The organism is Martinezella lusitana, from assembly GCF_016901135.1.
GTDB lineage: Bacteria > Pseudomonadota > Alphaproteobacteria > Rhizobiales > Rhizobiaceae > Rhizobium > Rhizobium lusitanum_D.
In genome coordinates, this window is sequence record NZ_JAFEVL010000048.1 from 264333 (window position 1) to 281704 (window position 17372).

Sequence of the window (17372 nt, forward strand, 5' to 3'; positions counted from 1 at the left end):
CATTCATGCCTCAACGACCTGGCGGTTGAAATTGGCCGGAATGCCATATAGCGTCAACATCATGCCAAACGCTCCTGCATCGTCGCTTCGCGGACCGCATGTCGTCACCCTCGTCTATGACGGGCTTTGCACCTTCGAATTCGGCGTCGCCTATGAAATCTTCGGCCTGCCGCGACCGGAGATGGGGGACGATTGGTATCGCTTCTCCGCCTGTGCCATCGAGGATGGCCCTTTGCGTGCCGCGGGCGGCCTTACGGTCCAGGTCGATCGCGGGCTTGATGTTCTGGCGGACGCTGATCTGATCATCGTGCCAGGCTGGCGCGGGATCGGGACCCCTGTCCCCGCTCCTCTGATCGCCGAGCTGCAGGCGGCCAGCAGTCGCGGCACACGCGTCATGTCGCTCTGCTCGGGCGTCGCAGTCCTTGCCGCCGCCGGGCTGCTCGCTGGACGCAAGGCAACGACGCATTGGCGTTATGTCGATTCGATCGCCGCGCGCTATCCGGACATCACCGTCGATGCCGATGTGCTTTACGTCGATGAGGATACCGTGCTGACCGCAGCTGGAAGCGCTGCCGCGATCGATCTTTGCCTGCATGTCGTGCGCAGGGATTTCGGACCAGATGTCGCCAACAGCGTCGCCCGTCGGCTGGTGGTGCCTCCACATCGCGAAGGCGGACAAGCGCAGTATATCGAGACCCCTGTGTTGAAGCAGCGCGAAGGCGCGCGGCTGGGGCCGCTGCTCGAATGGATGCGCGAGCGTCTGCACGATGAGCAGCCCATCGCCACGCTCGCCGAGCGGGCCGGCATGAGCGTGCGGACCTTCCAGCGCCGCTTCGAGGCGACCACCGGCATGTCGCCGGGCGAATGGTTGTTGGGAGAGAGGTTGCGTCGCGCGCGCGATCTGCTGGAAAAGCAGACCGCCATTTCGCTTGATGACGTGGCCGTGGCAAGCGGGTTCGGATCGCTCGCCACCATGCGCCATCATTTTCGGGAGAGGCTTGCGGTCAGCCCGAGCGACTACCGCAAGCGATTTGCCGCCCTTAAACCAGCCGGCTCTGTTCCGTCGCCGCTTCGATGAAGCTGGAGAACAGCGGATGCGGTTCCAGCGGCCGGGATTTCAGTTCCGGGTGATACTGGACGCCGATGAACCAGGGATGGTCCGAGTATTCGACCGTTTCCGGCAGGACGCCGTCCGGTGACATGCCGGAAAAGACGAGGCCGCAGTCTTCCAGCCTGTCCTTGTAGTCGACGTTGACTTCGTAGCGGTGGCGATGGCGCTCCGAGATGTCGTTCGAGCCGTAGATCTCCGAAATCTTCGTGCCCTTCTTGAGCGCCGCCTTGTAGGCGCCGAGGCGCATGGTGCCGCCGAGATCGCCGGATTTGGTGCGCTTCTGCAGTTCGTTGCCCTTCAGCCATTCGGTCATCAGGCCGACGACCGGCTCTGGCGTCGGTCCGAATTCCGTCGACGAGGCATGTTCAACGCCGGCAAGATTGCGGGCCGCTTCGATGACAGCCATCTGCATGCCGAAGCAGATGCCGAAATACGGCACCTTGCGCTCACGTGCGAAACGGGCCGCAAGAATCTTGCCTTCCGAGCCGCGCTCGCCGAAACCGCCAGGCACAAGAATCCCGTGAACCTTCTCGAGATAGGGCGCCGGGTCTTCCTTTTCGAAGACCTCGGATTCGATCCACTCGAGATTGACCTTGACGCGGTTGGCGATGCCGCCGTGATGCAACGCTTCGATCAGCGACTTATAGGCATCCTTGAGGCCGGTATACTTGCCGACGATGGCGATGGTCACCTCGCCTTCGGGCGTGCGGATGCGGTTGCAGACCTCTTCCCACTGGTCCAGGCGCGGCTTCGGCGCCGGCTCGATGCCGAAGGCATCAAGCACTTCGTTGTCGAGGCCTTCCTTGTGATAGGCCATAGGCACGTCGTAGATGTTGGCGACATCGAGCGCCTGGATCACGGCGGACTGACGGACGTTGCAGAACAGCGAAAGCTTGCGGCGCTCGGCCTCCGGGATTTCCCGGTCGGCACGCACCAGCAGGATATCGGGATGAATGCCGAGCGCCTGCAACTCCTTGACGGAATGCTGCGTCGGTTTGGTCTTCAGCTCGCCCGCGGCCGGAATATAGGGCATCAGCGTCAGGTGGACGTAGATCGCCGTCCCGCGCGGCAGGTCGTTGCCGAGCTGGCGGATCGCTTCCATGAACGGCATGGCTTCGATGTCGCCGACGGTGCCGCCGATCTCGCAGATGACGAAATCATACTCGTCATTGCCTTCGGTGACGAAATCCTTGATCTCGTTGGTGACATGCGGAATGACCTGAACGGTGGCACCCAGATAGTCGCCGCGACGTTCCTTGTCGATGATGTTCTTGTAGATGCGACCGGTGGTGATGTTGTCGGTCTTGGTGGCCGAGCGACCGGTAAAGCGCTCGTAGTGGCCGAGATCGAGGTCGGTTTCCGCGCCGTCGTCGGTCACGAACACCTCGCCGTGCTGGGTCGGGCTCATCGTGCCCGGATCCACATTCAAATAGGGGTCGAGTTTGCGCAGGCGGACTCGATAACCACGAGCCTGCAACAACGCTCCGAGAGCCGCGGCCGCAATTCCTTTTCCGAGGGAAGAAACCACGCCGCCAGTGATGAATACATATCGCGCCATGGGAGTCACCGGATACCTTTTCACAAATGATTCCGCTAGCCCTAAAATTCGTTTCCGGAATTTTGGACACAGAAGACGGAATATCGACAAAACAAAACCGGCAGATCCGAAGACCTGCCGGGGATGATCTTGGGCCGACCGGGCTTACTTGCCAGTCGGAACGTCGCCGCCGCTTTGGGCGGGCGCAGGCGCCGTGGCCGCCGGCGCAGTCTGCTGACCGGTGGCGGCTGGAGCCGGTTGCGTGGACGTTGCGGCTGCCGGCTGGTTCGTCGTTGCAGGCGGCGTCGCCTGCGACTGGGGAGCAACAGCGCCGTTGTTCGGAACGCCGCTATTGTCGGCCGGCTTCGGCTGAGTCGTTGCCGGTGCGGAACCCTTCTGGCCGCCGAGTGAATCGAGAATGCCGTTGCCCTGGCCCGCCGTGCTCGGGATACGGTTGAGAATGTCGGTCGGTCGCGATTCGAAGCGCGACAGCACGTTCATGCCGAGCGCCAGTGCGAAGAAGAGCGCGGCCAGGATGGCGGTGGTGCGCGTCAGCGCATTGGCCGTACCGCGCGCGGACATGAAGCCCGATCCGCCGCCGATACCAAGGCCACCACCCTCGGAGCGCTGAATCAGCACCACGCCGATAAGGGCGATAACAACCATGAGATAGATGACAAGCAGTACGGTTTGCATAGGTCCAGTCCTGCCCGCAAGCGGGCATCAAAAAGAAAAGCTCGCGGCTCTTTACATGAGGCTCTCGCCTAATCCAAGCCCTTTTGACACCGGAAGTCCGGGCAATTGGGTCCTTCAGGCGAACTGCCGTTCGAATGCGGCATAAATGGCGAGGAAGTCAACCGCTTTCAAGCTTTGACCACCCACAAGCAAACCGTTGACGTGGGGAATATCGAGAAGGTCCCGGGCATTGGCGCCGCTGACCGATCCGCCATAGAGGATGCGCATGCCCGCGCCGCCCTTGCCGAAGCGTTCGACCAGTTCGGAACGGATAAAACCATGGGCTTCCTCGATATTTTCGCGGGTCGGAATCTGGCCGCTGCCGATCGCCCACACGGGCTCGTAGGCGATCACGGTCGATTCCGGCGTCGAATCATCCGGAACGGAGCCCGCCAATTCCCGCTTCAGCACATCTAGCGTCTGGCCGCTATTGCGCTCATAGGCGGTTTCGCCGAGGCAGATGATGGCCGTCAGCCCGGCCTCGTGGGCCGCATGCGCCTTGGCGCGCACCAGCATATCGCTTTCCGCGTGGTTCCTGCGCCGCTCGGAGTGACCGACGATGACATGGGTGCCGAAGCAATCAGCGATCATCTCGGCTGAGATATCGCCGGTATGCGGGCCGCTGACCTGCTGGTGGCAGTCCTGGGCGCCGATCGCCAGCGGACTGTCGTCGCAGAGCGCCGTCGCGACGTAGAGCAAGGTGGCCGGGGGGCAGAGCAGCGTATCGATTTTCTCCGACAGCGGCGTCTTGACGCCGTCCGCGATCGCCTTGATCTGATCCAGGCTCGCACGCGTGCCGTTCATCTTCCAGTTTCCGGCCAGAAGCGGCCGTATGGTCTTCGTCATTCCGATCTTCTCCCCCTTGATCCACCTGTCGGACTAACAAAACTGTGGAGGAAAGGAAAGTTATCGTGTGGGGCCGGGACGGGTTAAAATCGTTTGAAAAATTGCTTATCCGGAAAATAGATCGAATTGCCCGATGCGTTTCAGGATGCTTGCGGATCGACGATCCAGTTCAGCACCTTCCGCCAATCGGTCATGCGCACCGGCGTTCCGTGATTTCCGGTGGCAAAAAGCGTGAACCGTGTCGGATAGTGCGCCTTGTAGAGCTTCTCGAACAAGGCCTGTTGATCGGCCGCTGCATAGACCGGATCTCTGCTGCCATGGGTGAACCACAGCGGTAGCTTTGCCTTGTAGAAGGCGCTTTTCGTGAAATCCGGATCCGTCACACCGCTCAAAATCGCCATGCCCTTCAAGCGCCTGACGCTTTCGGCATCGCGGGTGATGCCCCAGCAGACGAAGCTGCCCATGGAGGCGCAGGTCAGGATGACGGGCTTGCCGTCGGATTGTTCATAGGAATAGCGGATCAGCGCCGCGATATCGGCGACACCGTTGCTGTCGAAGCTTTTGACGCTCGGCGCATAATATGTGCCGCCATTCCTGTAGGCGAGGTTCTTCAGCCGGTTGAAGTTGCCACCGAAGGTGTAGTCGTTGGAGCCGAGCCGACGGTCGCCACCGCGACCGTGAATGAAGATGACGGTGAAGGCCTGGCCCGATGCCGGGCCGATCCGCGTGACATCAAGCTTGCGGTCGCCGAGCTGCAGGGTCTCGTCCTGCTGTGCTTTCCAGCGGACGCCGGTATCGACATAGGCCGGCTTGACGCGCTTCTCGGGGATCTGATCACGGCTGTTGATATCCCGCATTTCCTGATAATCGATCGTCTGGAACGCGCCATTATCGTGACTTTCAAGAACCGCCGGATTGGAAAACAGCTCATCCTTGAAGGGTTTCAGCATGTCCGCAGTGGCGCCGGGCGCTGTCGCCAGAAGTAGAATGCTTGATATCGCGGTCAGGATCGACAAATGAGCTGTGGACATTCGCATGCGGACACTTCCTCCGATCGGCCATCGGGCTTGCCATTCATCACCCGGCAACGCAAATCTTTTTTGAATCTGCCCCGTCATGGGGCGCCATCGCGCTTGTGTGCCGTTTCTGTCAGAATGGCGATGATTCGCGAATAACGAGCGCAAATGCGATAATAAAGGGGTCTGGCCCCCACCAGGACAAATCTGAGCAGCTTAAAGTTCCATGGATAACAGCAACGATCTCTTCTCCGGACTACCCCGCGCGCCGAAGCCGGAAGCGGCAGAAAAGCCCGACATCAAGGCAGAAAAACCTGCGGCCGCTCCGCCACCGCGCGCTGCGCCGACGACATCTTCGGCCGAGGAATATGGCGCAAGCTCCATTCGCGTTCTCGAAGGGCTCGAGCCGGTGCGCATGCGTCCCGGCATGTATATCGGCGGCACGGATGAAAAGGCGCTGCATCACCTCTTCGCCGAAGTCATCGACAATTCCATGGACGAAGCCGTCGCCGGCCATGCCGATTTCATCGAAGTCTATCTCGATCGGCAGGGATATTTGACCGTCACCGATAACGGTCGTGGCATTCCGGTGGAAAACCATCCGCAGGTGCCCGGCAAGTCGACGCTCGAAGTCATCATGACGAAGCTGCATGCGGGCGGCAAGTTCGACGGCAAGGCTTACGAGACGTCGGGCGGCCTGCACGGCGTGGGCGTTTCCGTCGTCAACGCGCTGTCGGACGATCTGGAAGTCGAGGTCGCCCGTAATCGCAAGCTCTATCGTCAGCGCTTTTCGCGTGGCCTGCCGACCGGCGGCCTGGAAGAACTGGGTGATATCCACAACCGTCGCGGCACTCGGGTCCGCTTCCATCCCGATCCGCAAATCTTCGGCGATCACGCCCGATTCGATCCGGCACGCGTCTTCCGTATGGCCCGCTCCAAGGCCTACCTGTTCGGCGGCGTCGAGATCCGCTGGAGCTGTGATCCGGAACTGGCGCCTGAAGGGACTGACGTCCCCGAAAAGGCCGTCTTCCACTTCCCGGGCGGCCTGAAGGATTATCTCAAGGCAACGATGGGCAACGAGTTCACCGTGACCCGTGAGATCTTCGCCGGCAAATCGGAGAAGGAAAGCGGTCACGGCTCACTGGAATGGGCGATCACCTGGTATGGCGGCGATCCGCAGGTCCATTCCTATTGCAATACGATTCCGACCCCTGAAGGCGGCACGCACGAGGCCGGATTCCGTATCGCGCTGACCAAGGGCTTGAAGAACTACGCCGAGCTGACGCAGAACAAGCGTGCGGCCAATATCAGCACCGAAGACGTGATGATTTCCGGCGTCGGCATGCTGTCGATCTTCATCCGCGAACCGGAATTCGTCGGCCAGACCAAGGACAGGCTCGCATCCGTCGAAGCCCAGCGTATCGTCGAAAACGCCTTGCGCGATCCTTTCGATCACTATCTCACCGACAATCCTACCGAAGCCGAAAAGCTGCTGGATTGGGTGATCGAGCGCTCCGAGGAGCGCATGCGCCGCCGCAAGGAAAAGGAAGTCAACCGCAAGACCGCCGTGCGCAAGCTGCGCCTGCCGGGCAAGCTTGCCGATTGCTCGCAGAACACCGCCGAAGGCGCAGAACTTTTCCTGGTCGAGGGTGATTCGGCCGGTGGCTCCGCCAAGCAGGCGCGCAACCGTATGAATCAGGCCATCCTGCCGTTGCGCGGCAAGATCCTCAACGTCGCCAGCGCCGGCCGCGAGAAGCTTTCCGCCAACCAGCAGATCGCTGACCTGGTCCAGGCTCTCGGCTGCGGCACGCGCTCGAAATATCGCGAGGAGGATCTTCGCTATCAGCGCATCGTCGTCATGACCGATGCCGACGTCGACGGTGCGCACATCGCCTCGCTGCTGATTACCTTCTTTTATCAGGAGATGCCCGAGCTGGTCCGCGGTGGCCACCTTTTCCTGGCCGTCCCGCCGCTCTACAAGATCACGCAGGGTTCGAAATCCATCTATGCCCGCGACGACGTACACCGGCTGGAGCTGATGGAGAGCGAATTCAAGGGCAAAGGCAAGGTCGAAATCAGCCGATTCAAAGGCTTGGGCGAAATGCTTCCTGCCCAGCTCAAGGAAACGACGATGGACCCCTCGAAACGCACGCTATTGCGTGTCGTGATCGACGAGGTCGATTTCGAAGGCACGCGCGACGCCGTCGACAATCTGATGGGCACCAAGGCCGACGCTCGCTTCCGCTTCATCCAGGAACGCGCGGCATTCGCGGAGAATCTCGATATTTGACCGCAGCAGCAGATTGCCGCGGCCAATAACTCCCGGCGATATTTTATTGAACTGACGGATATTCGTTACGAAGCCGTCACGGACGGATGCATAGATGGCGGCATTGCCTTGAATGTCGCCATCTCAATCATCCGGATTTGTTCATATCGCTATGCTGAAGCCCTTTTTGACGACTGTCGCCGCCGTTTTGTTTTTCGGCCACGCCGCTCATGCCGCCGATATCGGCGCTACCATCGACGTGCCCTGCCCCTTCGGCGACTGCAAGGCCGGCATCAGCCTTTCCTATCTCGGCAACTACGATATCCCGACGGGCTTCATGGAAAATGGAGTAGAGGTCGGCGGCCTTTCCGGCATCGATTTCGATCCGTCCACCGGCCGTTACATCTCGATCAGCGACGACCGCTCCGAGAAGGCCCCGGCGCGCTTCTACGATCTCGATATCGATGTCAGCGCCAGCGGCCTGAAAGGGGTAACGGTTGTCGATCACGTCACATTGAAAGATAGGGATGGCCAGCCTTTCGCGTTGCGAAAGGTGGATGCCGAATCCATCCGCTTCGGCAAGGACGGCATCTATTGGAGCAGCGAAGGCGACGGCAAGGCGTTGTTGCCGCCCTTCGTGCGCGTTGCCAACCGTGACGGCAGCTTCGTGCGCGAGCTTCCGCTACCGGCAGGGTTTGCTCCCACCGCCGACAAGAGCACCGGCATCCGCGACAACCTCGCATTCGAAGGCCTGGCTCTTCTCTCCGGCGGCGATCTGCTGGTCGGCACGGAATCGGCGCTTTACCAGGATGGACCGATCACGACGCTGACCGGCGGCGCGCTCGCCCGCCTCATCCGTTACGATGCGGTAAGCGGCGAGCAGAAGGCGCAATATGTCTACCCGATCTCACCCATACCGCAGGCACCATCCACGGCGAGCGGCTGGAATGACTTCGGCATGTCCGAGATCATGGCGCTCGACGATCGCCACCTGCTGTCGATCGAGCGCGGCTATGCGCAGGGTATCGGCAATTCGGTCGTGATCAACATGTTCGATCTCGACGGTGCCACCGATGTTTCGAACATCCCTTCCCTTGCCAAGACCGATCAGCGGATCGTGCCGGTGCGCAAGGTGCAGATCATGGATCTGCGCGCGCTCGGCCTGGCGCCCGACAACATCGAAGGTATTACTTTCGGCAAGGCGAAGGATGGCACGGACGTATTGATCCTCGTCGCCGACAACAATTTCAACCCGACGCAGAAGACCCAGTTTTTCGCCTTCAAAGTGATTCGCCGCCCCTCGTGACGCCTTTTCTTATTCGCTGCCAGTCGTGTTAATGTCACGGCGACGGAATAAAGAGGCTTTCAGGCCGTTGCTCTTGAAACAGCCTAGATCATACCCCATAACCGGGTGATCTAATAAAGAGGGGCGAAGTAAGTCGGGTGGGTGTATTTGAACGTCATAAGCCGAAGGAGCATCGGTGGATGGGGCCGAGCGCACATGCACGCATGCCGCTCATTCCATCCATTTCCGCGGCGCGCTGGCTGCTTATTCTGATCGCCCTTGCCGGCATCTATTTTTTCTACGGCTTTCTCGTTCCGGTTATGGCCGCTGGCGTCATCGGCTTCGCCACATGGCCGCTCTATAGTGATCTGGTGCGCCGCACCGGCGGAAACACGACGCTTGCGGCTACCATCGCCATTATCTTCATCGTCACCTTTCTGGTGCTGCCGATCATTCTGTCGGCCATCTATATGGCCGGCGAAGTGCGCGAATGGTTCGGCTGGGCCGTGCATGTCAACCGCGACGGTGCGCCGACGCCGCAATGGATTTTGGCGCTGCCGCTCGTTGGCCCATGGCTTGGCGATCAGTGGACGCAATATATCGGTAGTCCGGGGTCCATCGGTGAACTGGCGCAACTCGTCAGCGGCGCGCACATCGGCAACATCTACAGGGCCGTTCTTGCGGCCGGCGGCAGTGCGTTCCACGTCGTGCTGACCCTGCTGTTCATGCTGATCGCCCTGTTCTTCATCTATCGCGACGGTTCGACATTCGTTCGTCAGGTCGATCTGCTCGGCGAACGAATCCTTCCGAACCGCTGGGAACGAATCTCCCGTGTCGTGCCGGCAACGATCAGCTCGACCGTCATGGGCATGACGCTGATCGCCATCGGCGAAGGGATCGTGCTTGGCGTGGCCTATTGGATAGCCGGCGCTCCCTCGGCGATCACTCTCGGCGTTCTCACGGGTGTCATGGCCCTTGTGCCGGGCGGTGCGCCTCTCTCGATGTCGCTCGTCTCGCTCTATCTCGTCGCCAGCGGCTCGTTTTGGGCGGGCATCGCGTTGTTTCTTTGGGGGACGATCGAGCTCTTCATCGTCGATAAGACGATTCGCCCGAAGCTTGTCGGCGGCCCGATCAAGCTGCCCTTCCTGCCGACTTTCTTCGGCCTGGTCGGCGGTGTGAAGACCATGGGTTTCCTCGGCCTCTTCATCGGTCCGGTGCTGATGGCGATCATCGTTGCCATCTGGCGCGAATGGATTCGCGAGGCTGAATTGACCGAAGAGCAGCATGCGCAGGAGCCGGAACTGCAGCTGCATGTCCGAGACGGTTCTGACGGCTGAGCCCCACCCTCACTCTTGTGTCAGTCGTTTTTCCATGAACAGGCTGAGCGGATCTGGTTGGTAGCTGCCAAAGGCCGCAATCTCGACGTAGCCGAACCTTCGGTAAAGGCCGATCGCTTCCGGCTGATATATGCCGGTTTCGAGCCGAATTGCCGTAAGGTCTCTTTCGGCCGCCGCCGCTTCGAGCGTCTTCATCAGCTTGCGAGCAACGCTACGACCCCTGGCGATGGGGTCGATGAACATGCGCTTGATTTCCGCCGTGCCATCGCCCGCTTCCACCAGGGCGCAGCACCCGACGATGTCTCCCGCGATCCTGGCAACCCAGAAGGTCACGCCTGGCTTTTCCAGTGACGTCAGGTCGAGCATATGATTGCTTTCAGCGGGATAGAGCGATTCCGCGTAGGCGTTCGACATGTCGAGAAGACGGACGACACCATCCTGGCGCGGGGATTCGATAGCAATGGTCAGCGGCAAGATGCACCTCAAAGATAGGATGCGCGCCGAATATCACGCCGCTGCGAGGGTCGCCAGCGCAGCGAAACTGCGCGCCGTCTGCCGCCTTTCGGCGTTTGCGAGCTTTTCCACCATATCGAGCAGTTGCGTGGTCGCGGCGGGCGGCTGCTCGGCAAGGCGGAATTTGCGCATCAATCGGGCAGAGACGTTTTCCAGCATGGCTGCGCCGTTCTCGCGTGACGCCTCGCGCCAGATCAGCGTCGCTTCCACGAAGACGGTGCTGATGTCGCGGGATAGTCCCGCGCTCTCGTAAAGCGCGCGGATGGCGTAGACGCGACCTCTTGACAGAATGGAGCGCACACGGCGTTCGTCGCAGCCGGAAAGATTGGTGATGGCACCGGCGAAGAAATCGACCTTGCCGGAGCACAGGGCATGCATGAGGAAGGCTGGCGTCAGCCAGCCGCATTTCCTGAGATGCTCCACCAGGTCAGACCGATGCTCATGTTGAGCCGAGCCGGCAATAGTGACGGTTGCCGATTCGGTGGCCTCACGCGTCACCTGCTGCAGCCTGCCGCTGCCGACCGTGGCCTGTATGAGGCTTGAGCCAGACAGGGCCTCGCTGACCCGATGCATCAGCAGGTGCCGAATGTCGGACGACAGGGTATCGCGGGACAAAAGCAGGCCGCGTATATCGGCACAGTCGCCGAGCCGCTCCGCTATCCGCTTCAGCGAAGCGTGCGGAAGCAATGCGCCGTCATTCTCCAGAAGACACAGGATTTCGGCTTCTCCGCCAATTTCGGAGAGTGCTGCACAGACCGTCCGCGGCACATGCCCGCGCGAGGCGATCAGAACGCGTGTCACGCCACTGCCGTGCAGCGCGAGGTCGACGAGATCGGCATCGGTGAAGACGGGCGAGAAGAGGATGACCTGCCCGGCAATTTCGGGCTGATCCTCGGCAAGGGACAAAATCACGTTACGCGGCGCTTTCGCCGAAGCCGCTATCGCCTCCGCAAGCGAAAGCCGCACGCGCGGCGACGGATCATCAAGCAGATAGGTCATGGCCATTTCTGCGGCGTCGCGTTCTCCCTTCGGCATTTCCGATTGCAGATAGGCCCGACCGAGAGCATTGGCTGCTCTCGCTCTGTTCTCTGCTTTGGCGGTTTCGGCCCAGCGAAGAAATGCTTCTATGATCACGTAACGCCCCGATATCAGCGAGACGATTCCCGCCGCGCAAACTCATATTCTCCAACCTATCGGGGAAAGGTTTACGGCGCGTTTACCTTATTTATTAACCACTAATGCATGTGGATACATCACGGTGCCTTGGGCCGTATCAGCTCGAAGACATCGCTGCCTTCGCTGTAATCCATGTAGCCCATGCGCGCGACCGGCCGTGCCAGCGCCATATCAAGCCTTCCATCGCGGATGATCGTCTCGTCGATATGGATGCCGACCACTTGGCCGATGACCATGATATTTTCCGAAACCTCCCCATCGAGACCTTTGGGCTGAAGGATTTCGGTTACCCGGCACTCGAGTACGGCAAAGGCTTCCCCGATGTAAGGCGCATCGACCAGCGTGCCGGGCTTCGCCGTCAGCCCGGCCAGCTCGAACTCGTTGGTGCCGTAGGGTACGGCAATCGATGAATGGTTCATCTTCTCCACGAGATGTCGGCTGACGAGGTTGGCGGTGAAGACACCCGTTTCCTCGACGTTGCGCACGCTATCCTTGCGGCCGGCAGAGGAAAACATCACCAGCTTCGGCCGGTCGCTGATCGCGTTGAAAAAGGAATAGGGCGACAGGTTCAGCGAGCCGTCCCTGCCCTTGCTGCCGATCCAGCCGATCGGCCTCGGCGCGACGATGGCCTTGAAGGGATCATGCGACAGGCCGTGCTGGTTCGTATCCGTCGTATAGAACATCACGCGCCCTCGCCGCCGACCCAGGTGACCGTTTCGGTCAATTCCGGACGCGGGCGTTCGACGGGCGGGAACGCAGAAGAGCCGACATGGATGAAGCCGGCCACCTTCTCACCCGGCTCGACGCCGAGCAGCGGATAGGCGCGCTCGTCATAGGCGAACCATTCGGTCAGCCAATTGGATACCCAGCCATGGGCGTTCGCCGCTATCAGCAGGTTCAGGCAAAGCGCCCCTGCCGACATCAACTGCTCCCATTCAGGAATCTTGAAATGCGGCGCCGCCTTGCTGACGACAGCGATGACAACCGGCGCACGGGTGAAACGGGTACGCTCAACCTGGATCATCTCCTCGGACAGATCCGGCTTGGCCTCCAGTGCGAGCTTCAGCAGCTCCTCGCCGATGCGTGCACGCTCCTCGCCGCGATAGACGATGAAACGCCACGGCGCGAGCTTGCCATGATCGGGCACGCGCGAGGCCAGCCGGAGAATCTCCTCGATCTCAGCCTTGTCCGGACCCGGCTCCGCCATTTGAAACGCAGGAATGGATCGGCGCACTGCGAGATAATCGACCAGCTTGATATCGGTTTTCATTGAGTGATTGCTTTCATTTTGGCGCATGGGAGGATGTGGGTCTTGAATTTGCCATTGCATTGGTTTTGAAGTGGCTTGTGTTTTACCGGAAGTCAATCGGTTGGGAACCCATGTCAGGCATTTCATCCGCCCGCCGATTGAGCGCGGTTTTCGCGATATTCGCCAGCCTGAGCACGGTTGCCTCCGCGCAGGACGCCTTCAAGGAATTCAAGCAGCTTGACGGCAGCGTGAAGATGCCGAAGCTCAATGCTTTCGTGGCGCCGAACGGCGAGAATTCGGCCTCCCGCACATTGCGCGACGTTTGGCTGGAGGCAAAGCTGACGCCTGAGAGCGGTCCGCAGCAGCAGGGCCTGTCCTGGTATGTCTTCAGCCCCAATGCCGGCGCCGACGGCAAGCTGCCGCTGGTCGCCAGCTCCAAGGGCGGCTCGGCGGCCTTCCATCTTCTGCCCGGCGATTACTTCGTCAATGTCTCCTTTGGCCGCGCCGGCGTCACCAAAAAGCTGAGCGTGCCGGAAACGGGCGACACGCAAAAGCAGACCATGATCCTCGATGCCGGCGGCATGGTGCTGAACGCCGTTTCCGGCTCCGACGTTCGTATTCCGCCCAAAGAGCTGAGTTTCTCGATCTATTCCAGCGAGGCCAAGGAAGATGGGGAACGCGGCCTTGTCATGGCCGATGTGAAGCCGAATACGCTGGTGGGCTTGAGCGCCGGCACGTATCACATCGTTTCCGAATATGGCGCCGTCAATGCCGTCATTCGCGCCGATATCCAGGTGGAGGCCGGCAAGATAACGGAAGCGACCATCCAGCACCGCGCCGCAAAGATCACGCTCAAGCTGGTGTCGGACGCCGGGGGGGAAGCGATTGCCGACACCGCATGGTCTATCCTGACGTCTGCCGGCGATATCGTCGGCGAAAGCCTCAGCGCCTTTCCGACCATGGTGCTCGCCGAAGGTCGCTATACCGCCGTCGCCCGCAACAAGGACAAGATCTACCAGCGTGATTTTACTGTCGTGGCCGGCACGAACACGGATGTGGAAGTGTTGATGAAGGAGCAGCAGCCCCAGGATGCCGACGACCAGCAGCCGGCACAGCAATTGCCCATCCAGATGCCGCAGATGCGGCAAAGCCAGACCCCGCAGACGCAACCGGCCACATCCACTCAACAACCGTTGCCGACCTACGAACAGTTGGTGCCGGCGGGCGGCGACGGCGAAAGCATGGATTGACGGCAGGAGCGGCTTTTCCCGCGGCTGAAGGCTAAAGGCCCTCGTGCCTCACCCGGCTTTTCGCCGCGGTATTTTCCTGGGCGGCGCCATCGAAAACACCGCGCCATAGAGTTTCGAGAGCAGATCCTTGCGGTCGCTTCCCTCGCTCAGCGCTTCCCAGCTCATCAGCGCACCGATATGGGCGGTGATCGTGCTGCCGGACAGGCGCCGGAACTCGCGGATCAACAGCGAGATACGCAGCGTCATCGACAGCCGGCTCGCCAGATGAAACAGCCGGCCGTTCTGCCCTTCGAAATAGATGGGAATGACGCTGGCGCGTGCCGCCTGGATCAGCTTTGCCGGAAATATCTTCCACGGCAGATCCTCGGCACGGCCGAAGCCTTTCTTGGCTGTCGCGACACCGCCGGCCGGAAAGACGATGATCGTCGTGCCTTCCTTGAGCAGGCGAACGGCCTCGTGGCGCGTCTTCATGTTGATCGCCATCGCCTCCTTCGTTTCCTCGAAGGAAACCGGCAGCGAATAGTCATTCATTTCAGGCACTTTCAACAGCTCGTTGTTGATCAGCACCTTGAACGGGCGGCCGAGCTCTTCGGCAAGCGCCAACACGGCGATCCCATCCCCGATACCGAAGGGATGGTTGGCGACGATGACGATCGGTGCATCGGGAATGTCGCGCGGCGGCCATTCACCCTTGGCGACCAGCCGGATGTCGATGAGATCGAGCATCTTTCCGAAGACACGCTCGCCTTTGCCGACGATATCGCTCCGCCATATGTCATAGAGCCGGGCATAGCGGTCGCGCCCGGACAGGCCTTCGATCGAACGGATAAACCAGCGCTTGATGCGCGTATCCCGTTCATTGGCGTAGGATAGTTCTTTGAAATCCAAATCCGCGACGGGCTGCCCCGCTCCTTGTGCTCCAGGCGCATATATTACAGGTCTATGTCAGTTGCCTGACGGCACCATGAAGGTGTCGTCAGGCAGGACCTGAGATCAAGCGGCCCTGGCGCGTTTGGCTTCCCGCTTGCGCAGAATATCGGGCGCCGTCGCTTCGAGAGAAAGCGATGCAATCGCCTCCTCAAGCGACATCGACGTCTGTGCCTGGCTGCCGAGGCGGCGGATATTGACCGAGCGTTCCTCGGCTTCCTTCTTGCCGCAAACGATGATGACAGGAACCTTCGTCACCGAATGCTCGCGGATCTTGTAGTTGATCTTCTCGTTGCGGAAGTCCGTCTCGACGTTGAGGCCGGCATCGCGCAGCGCTTCCGCAACCTCTTCGCCATAAGCATCGGCTTCCGAGGTAATCGTCGCCACGACGACCTGCAGCGGCGAGACCCACAGCGGCATATGGCCGGCGAAGTTCTCGATCAGGATGCCGAGGAAGCGCTCCATCGAGCCGCAGATGGCGCGATGGATCATGACCGGCTGCGTCTTTTCGGAATGCTGGTCGATATAGAACGCGCCGAAGCGTTCCGGCAGGTTGAAGTCGACCTGCGTCGTGCCGCACTGCCATTCGCGGCCGATGGCATCCTTCAGCGTATATTCGAACTTAGGCCCGTAGAACGCGCCTTCGCCCGGCAGGATACCGGTCTTGATGCGTCCTTCGGACTGGGCCTCGATGGTCTTCAAAACGTCCAACATCACGCTTTCGGCGCGATCCCAGAGGTCGTCGGAGCCGACGCGCTTTTCAGGACGGGTCGAGAGCTTGACGACGATCTCCTTGAAGCCGAAGTCCTCATAGACCGACAGGATCAGGTCGTTGATCTTCAGGCATTCGGCGGCCATCTGTTCGTCGGTGCAGAAGATGTGAGCGTCGTCCTGCGTGAACCCGCGCACGCGCATCAGCCCATGCAGTGCGCCCGAGGGTTCGTAGCGATGCACGGCACCGAATTCCGCAAGGCGGATCGGCAGTTCGCGGTAGGACTTCAAGCCATGCTTGAAGATCTGGATATGGCCCGGGCAGTTCATCGGCTTCAGCGCGAAGACGCGATCGTCATCCGTATCGTCGCCGGCAACGGTGACCTTGAACATGTTGTCGCGATACCAGCCCCAGTGACCGGAAGTCTCCCAAAGCGATTTGTCGAGCACCTGCGGCGCGTTGACTTCCTGATAGTCGCCCTCAAGCCGCCGGCGCATGTAGGACACCAGCGTCTGGAAGATGCGCCAGCCCTTGCCGTGCCAGAAGACGACGCCCGGGCCCTCTTCCTGGAAATGGAACAGGTCCATTTCGCGACCGAGGCGGCGATGGTCGCGCTTCTCGGCCTCGGCAAGGATGTGCAGATAATTGTCGAGATCGGCCTGCTCGGCAAAGGCCGTGCCGTAGATGCGGGTCAGCATCGGATTGTTGCTGTCGCCGCGCCAATAGGCGCCGGCCACCTTCATGAGCTTGAAGGCCGTGCCGATCTGGCCGGTCGAGGCCATGTGCGGACCGCGGCAAAGGTCGAACCAATCGCCCTGATAATAGATCTTCAGGTCCTGACCTTCAGGAATCGCATCGACCAACTCCACCTTGTAGCGCTCACCCTTCGCGGCGAAGACTTCCTTTGCCTTCTCGCGCGACCAGATCTGCTTCGTGAACGGCGCATTGCGCTGGATGATCTCGCGCATCTTCTTCTCGATGACGGGCAGGTCGTCGGGCGTGAAGGGCTCATTCTTGGCGAAGTCGTAGTAGAAGCCGTTCTCGATGACCGGGCCGATAGTGACCTGCGTTCCCGGCCAGAGTTCCTGCACCGCTTCCGCCATCACATGCGCCGCGTCATGCCGGATGAGCTCCAGCGCGCGGTCGTCCGTGCGGGTGACGATCTCGATCTTGCCGTCGGTTACCGGGTCGGAGAGATCGCGCACGGTGGCGTCGATGGCAATGGCAACTGACTTCTTGGCCAGCGATTTGGAAATGGATTCGGCGACATCGCGACCAGTCGTGCCGGCAGCAAAGCTGCGCACGGAACCATCGGGAAATGTCAGGGAAACGGATTGGGACATCGATATTCTCCTTGTCCAGTCCCGCCAACGAATGCGGGTGGTTTTAAAGATGAAGACCCAAGCAGA

Annotated in this window: 15 protein-coding genes; 5 read left to right on the plus strand and 10 right to left on the minus strand. The window is 60.6% G+C overall.

The features are described from left to right. Positions 1 to 40: 40 nt before the first annotated feature. Positions 41 to 1078 carry a transcriptional regulator FtrA gene (ftrA, locus tag JTP94_RS22100; RefSeq protein WP_204852601.1) on the plus strand — a complete coding sequence of 346 codons (1038 nt, stop codon included), beginning with the start codon at positions 41 to 43 and terminating at the stop codon, positions 1076 to 1078. Here the strand turns inward: ftrA and JTP94_RS22105 are convergent. The 4 genes from JTP94_RS22105 to JTP94_RS22120 form a co-directional block, all read right to left on the minus strand. Next, entirely contained in the window at positions 1041 to 2678 is a 1638-nt protein-coding gene (locus JTP94_RS22105) for a CTP synthase (RefSeq protein ID WP_271025587.1), read from the minus strand. The genes ftrA and JTP94_RS22105 overlap by 38 nt on opposite strands. A 135-nt stretch (positions 2679 to 2813) precedes the next feature. After that, positions 2814 to 3344, minus strand: a complete 531-nt coding sequence (secG, locus tag JTP94_RS22110) for a preprotein translocase subunit SecG (RefSeq protein ID WP_204852603.1) — start codon at positions 3342 to 3344, stop codon at positions 2814 to 2816. Between the two features lie 114 nt (positions 3345 to 3458). Continuing rightward, complete coding sequence (gene tpiA / locus JTP94_RS22115; RefSeq protein ID WP_204852604.1) at positions 3459 to 4229, minus strand: triose-phosphate isomerase; 771 nt, start codon at positions 4227 to 4229, stop codon at positions 3459 to 3461. A gap of 140 nt (positions 4230 to 4369) precedes the next feature. Beyond that, entirely contained in the window at positions 4370 to 5266 is an 897-nt protein-coding gene (locus tag JTP94_RS22120) for an alpha/beta hydrolase (RefSeq protein ID WP_204852605.1), read from the minus strand. 205 nt (positions 5267 to 5471) lie between these two features. Here JTP94_RS22120 and parE point away from each other — a divergent pair, with 205 nt between their 5' ends. The 3 genes from parE (at position 5472) to JTP94_RS22135 (ending at position 10136) form a co-directional block, all read left to right on the plus strand. Further along, positions 5472 to 7535, plus strand: coding sequence for a DNA topoisomerase IV subunit B (gene parE, locus JTP94_RS22125; RefSeq protein ID WP_204852606.1), 2064 nt, complete (start codon positions 5472 to 5474; stop codon positions 7533 to 7535). Positions 7536 to 7686: 151 nt separating this feature from the next. Further along, a complete protein-coding gene (locus JTP94_RS22130) occupies positions 7687 to 8820 on the plus strand; it encodes an esterase-like activity of phytase family protein (protein ID WP_204852607.1) in 1134 nt (377 codons plus the stop codon). 137 nt (positions 8821 to 8957) lie between these two features. After that, the gene (locus JTP94_RS22135) at positions 8958 to 10136 is read left to right on the plus strand and encodes an AI-2E family transporter (RefSeq protein WP_204852608.1); all 1179 of its coding nucleotides are present in this window, start codon (positions 8958 to 8960) and stop codon (positions 10134 to 10136) included. A 9-nt stretch (positions 10137 to 10145) separates the two neighbouring features. On the opposite strand, the gene JTP94_RS22140 is transcribed toward JTP94_RS22135, so the two are convergent. The 4 genes from JTP94_RS22140 to JTP94_RS22155 form a co-directional block, all read right to left on the minus strand. Then, positions 10146 to 10610 (minus strand): GNAT family N-acetyltransferase, encoded by a 465-nt coding sequence (locus tag JTP94_RS22140; protein ID WP_204852609.1) that lies wholly within the window; start codon positions 10608 to 10610, stop codon positions 10146 to 10148. A gap of 33 nt (positions 10611 to 10643) precedes the next feature. Beyond that, a complete protein-coding gene (locus JTP94_RS22145; RefSeq protein ID WP_204853070.1) occupies positions 10644 to 11798 on the minus strand; it encodes a DUF2336 domain-containing protein in 1155 nt (384 codons plus the stop codon). A gap of 104 nt (positions 11799 to 11902) precedes the next feature. Beyond that, positions 11903 to 12508, minus strand: a complete 606-nt coding sequence (locus tag JTP94_RS22150; RefSeq protein WP_204852610.1) for a flavin reductase family protein — start codon at positions 12506 to 12508, stop codon at positions 11903 to 11905. Then, positions 12508 to 13095 (minus strand): nitroreductase, encoded by a 588-nt coding sequence (locus tag JTP94_RS22155; RefSeq protein WP_034504950.1) that lies wholly within the window; start codon positions 13093 to 13095, stop codon positions 12508 to 12510. Before JTP94_RS22155 ends, JTP94_RS22150 begins: the two co-directional genes overlap by 1 nt. Before the next feature lie 110 nt (positions 13096 to 13205). Between JTP94_RS22155 and JTP94_RS22160 the strand changes: the two genes are divergently transcribed. Further along, positions 13206 to 14324: a hypothetical protein gene (locus JTP94_RS22160; RefSeq protein ID WP_210384230.1), complete on the plus strand. Its 1119-nt coding sequence runs from the start codon at positions 13206 to 13208 to the stop codon at positions 14322 to 14324. Between the two features lie 48 nt (positions 14325 to 14372). Here JTP94_RS22160 and JTP94_RS22165 read toward each other — a convergent pair whose 3' ends face one another. Together JTP94_RS22165 and thrS are read right to left on the minus strand one after the other, a co-directional pair. Then, positions 14373 to 15212: a lysophospholipid acyltransferase family protein gene (locus tag JTP94_RS22165; protein WP_204852611.1), complete on the minus strand. Its 840-nt coding sequence runs from the start codon at positions 15210 to 15212 to the stop codon at positions 14373 to 14375. Positions 15213 to 15317: 105 nt separating this feature from the next. Continuing rightward, positions 15318 to 17306 (minus strand): threonine--tRNA ligase, encoded by a 1989-nt coding sequence (gene thrS, locus JTP94_RS22170; RefSeq protein ID WP_204852612.1) that lies wholly within the window; start codon positions 17304 to 17306, stop codon positions 15318 to 15320. Between the last annotated feature and the right edge of the window lie 66 nt (positions 17307 to 17372).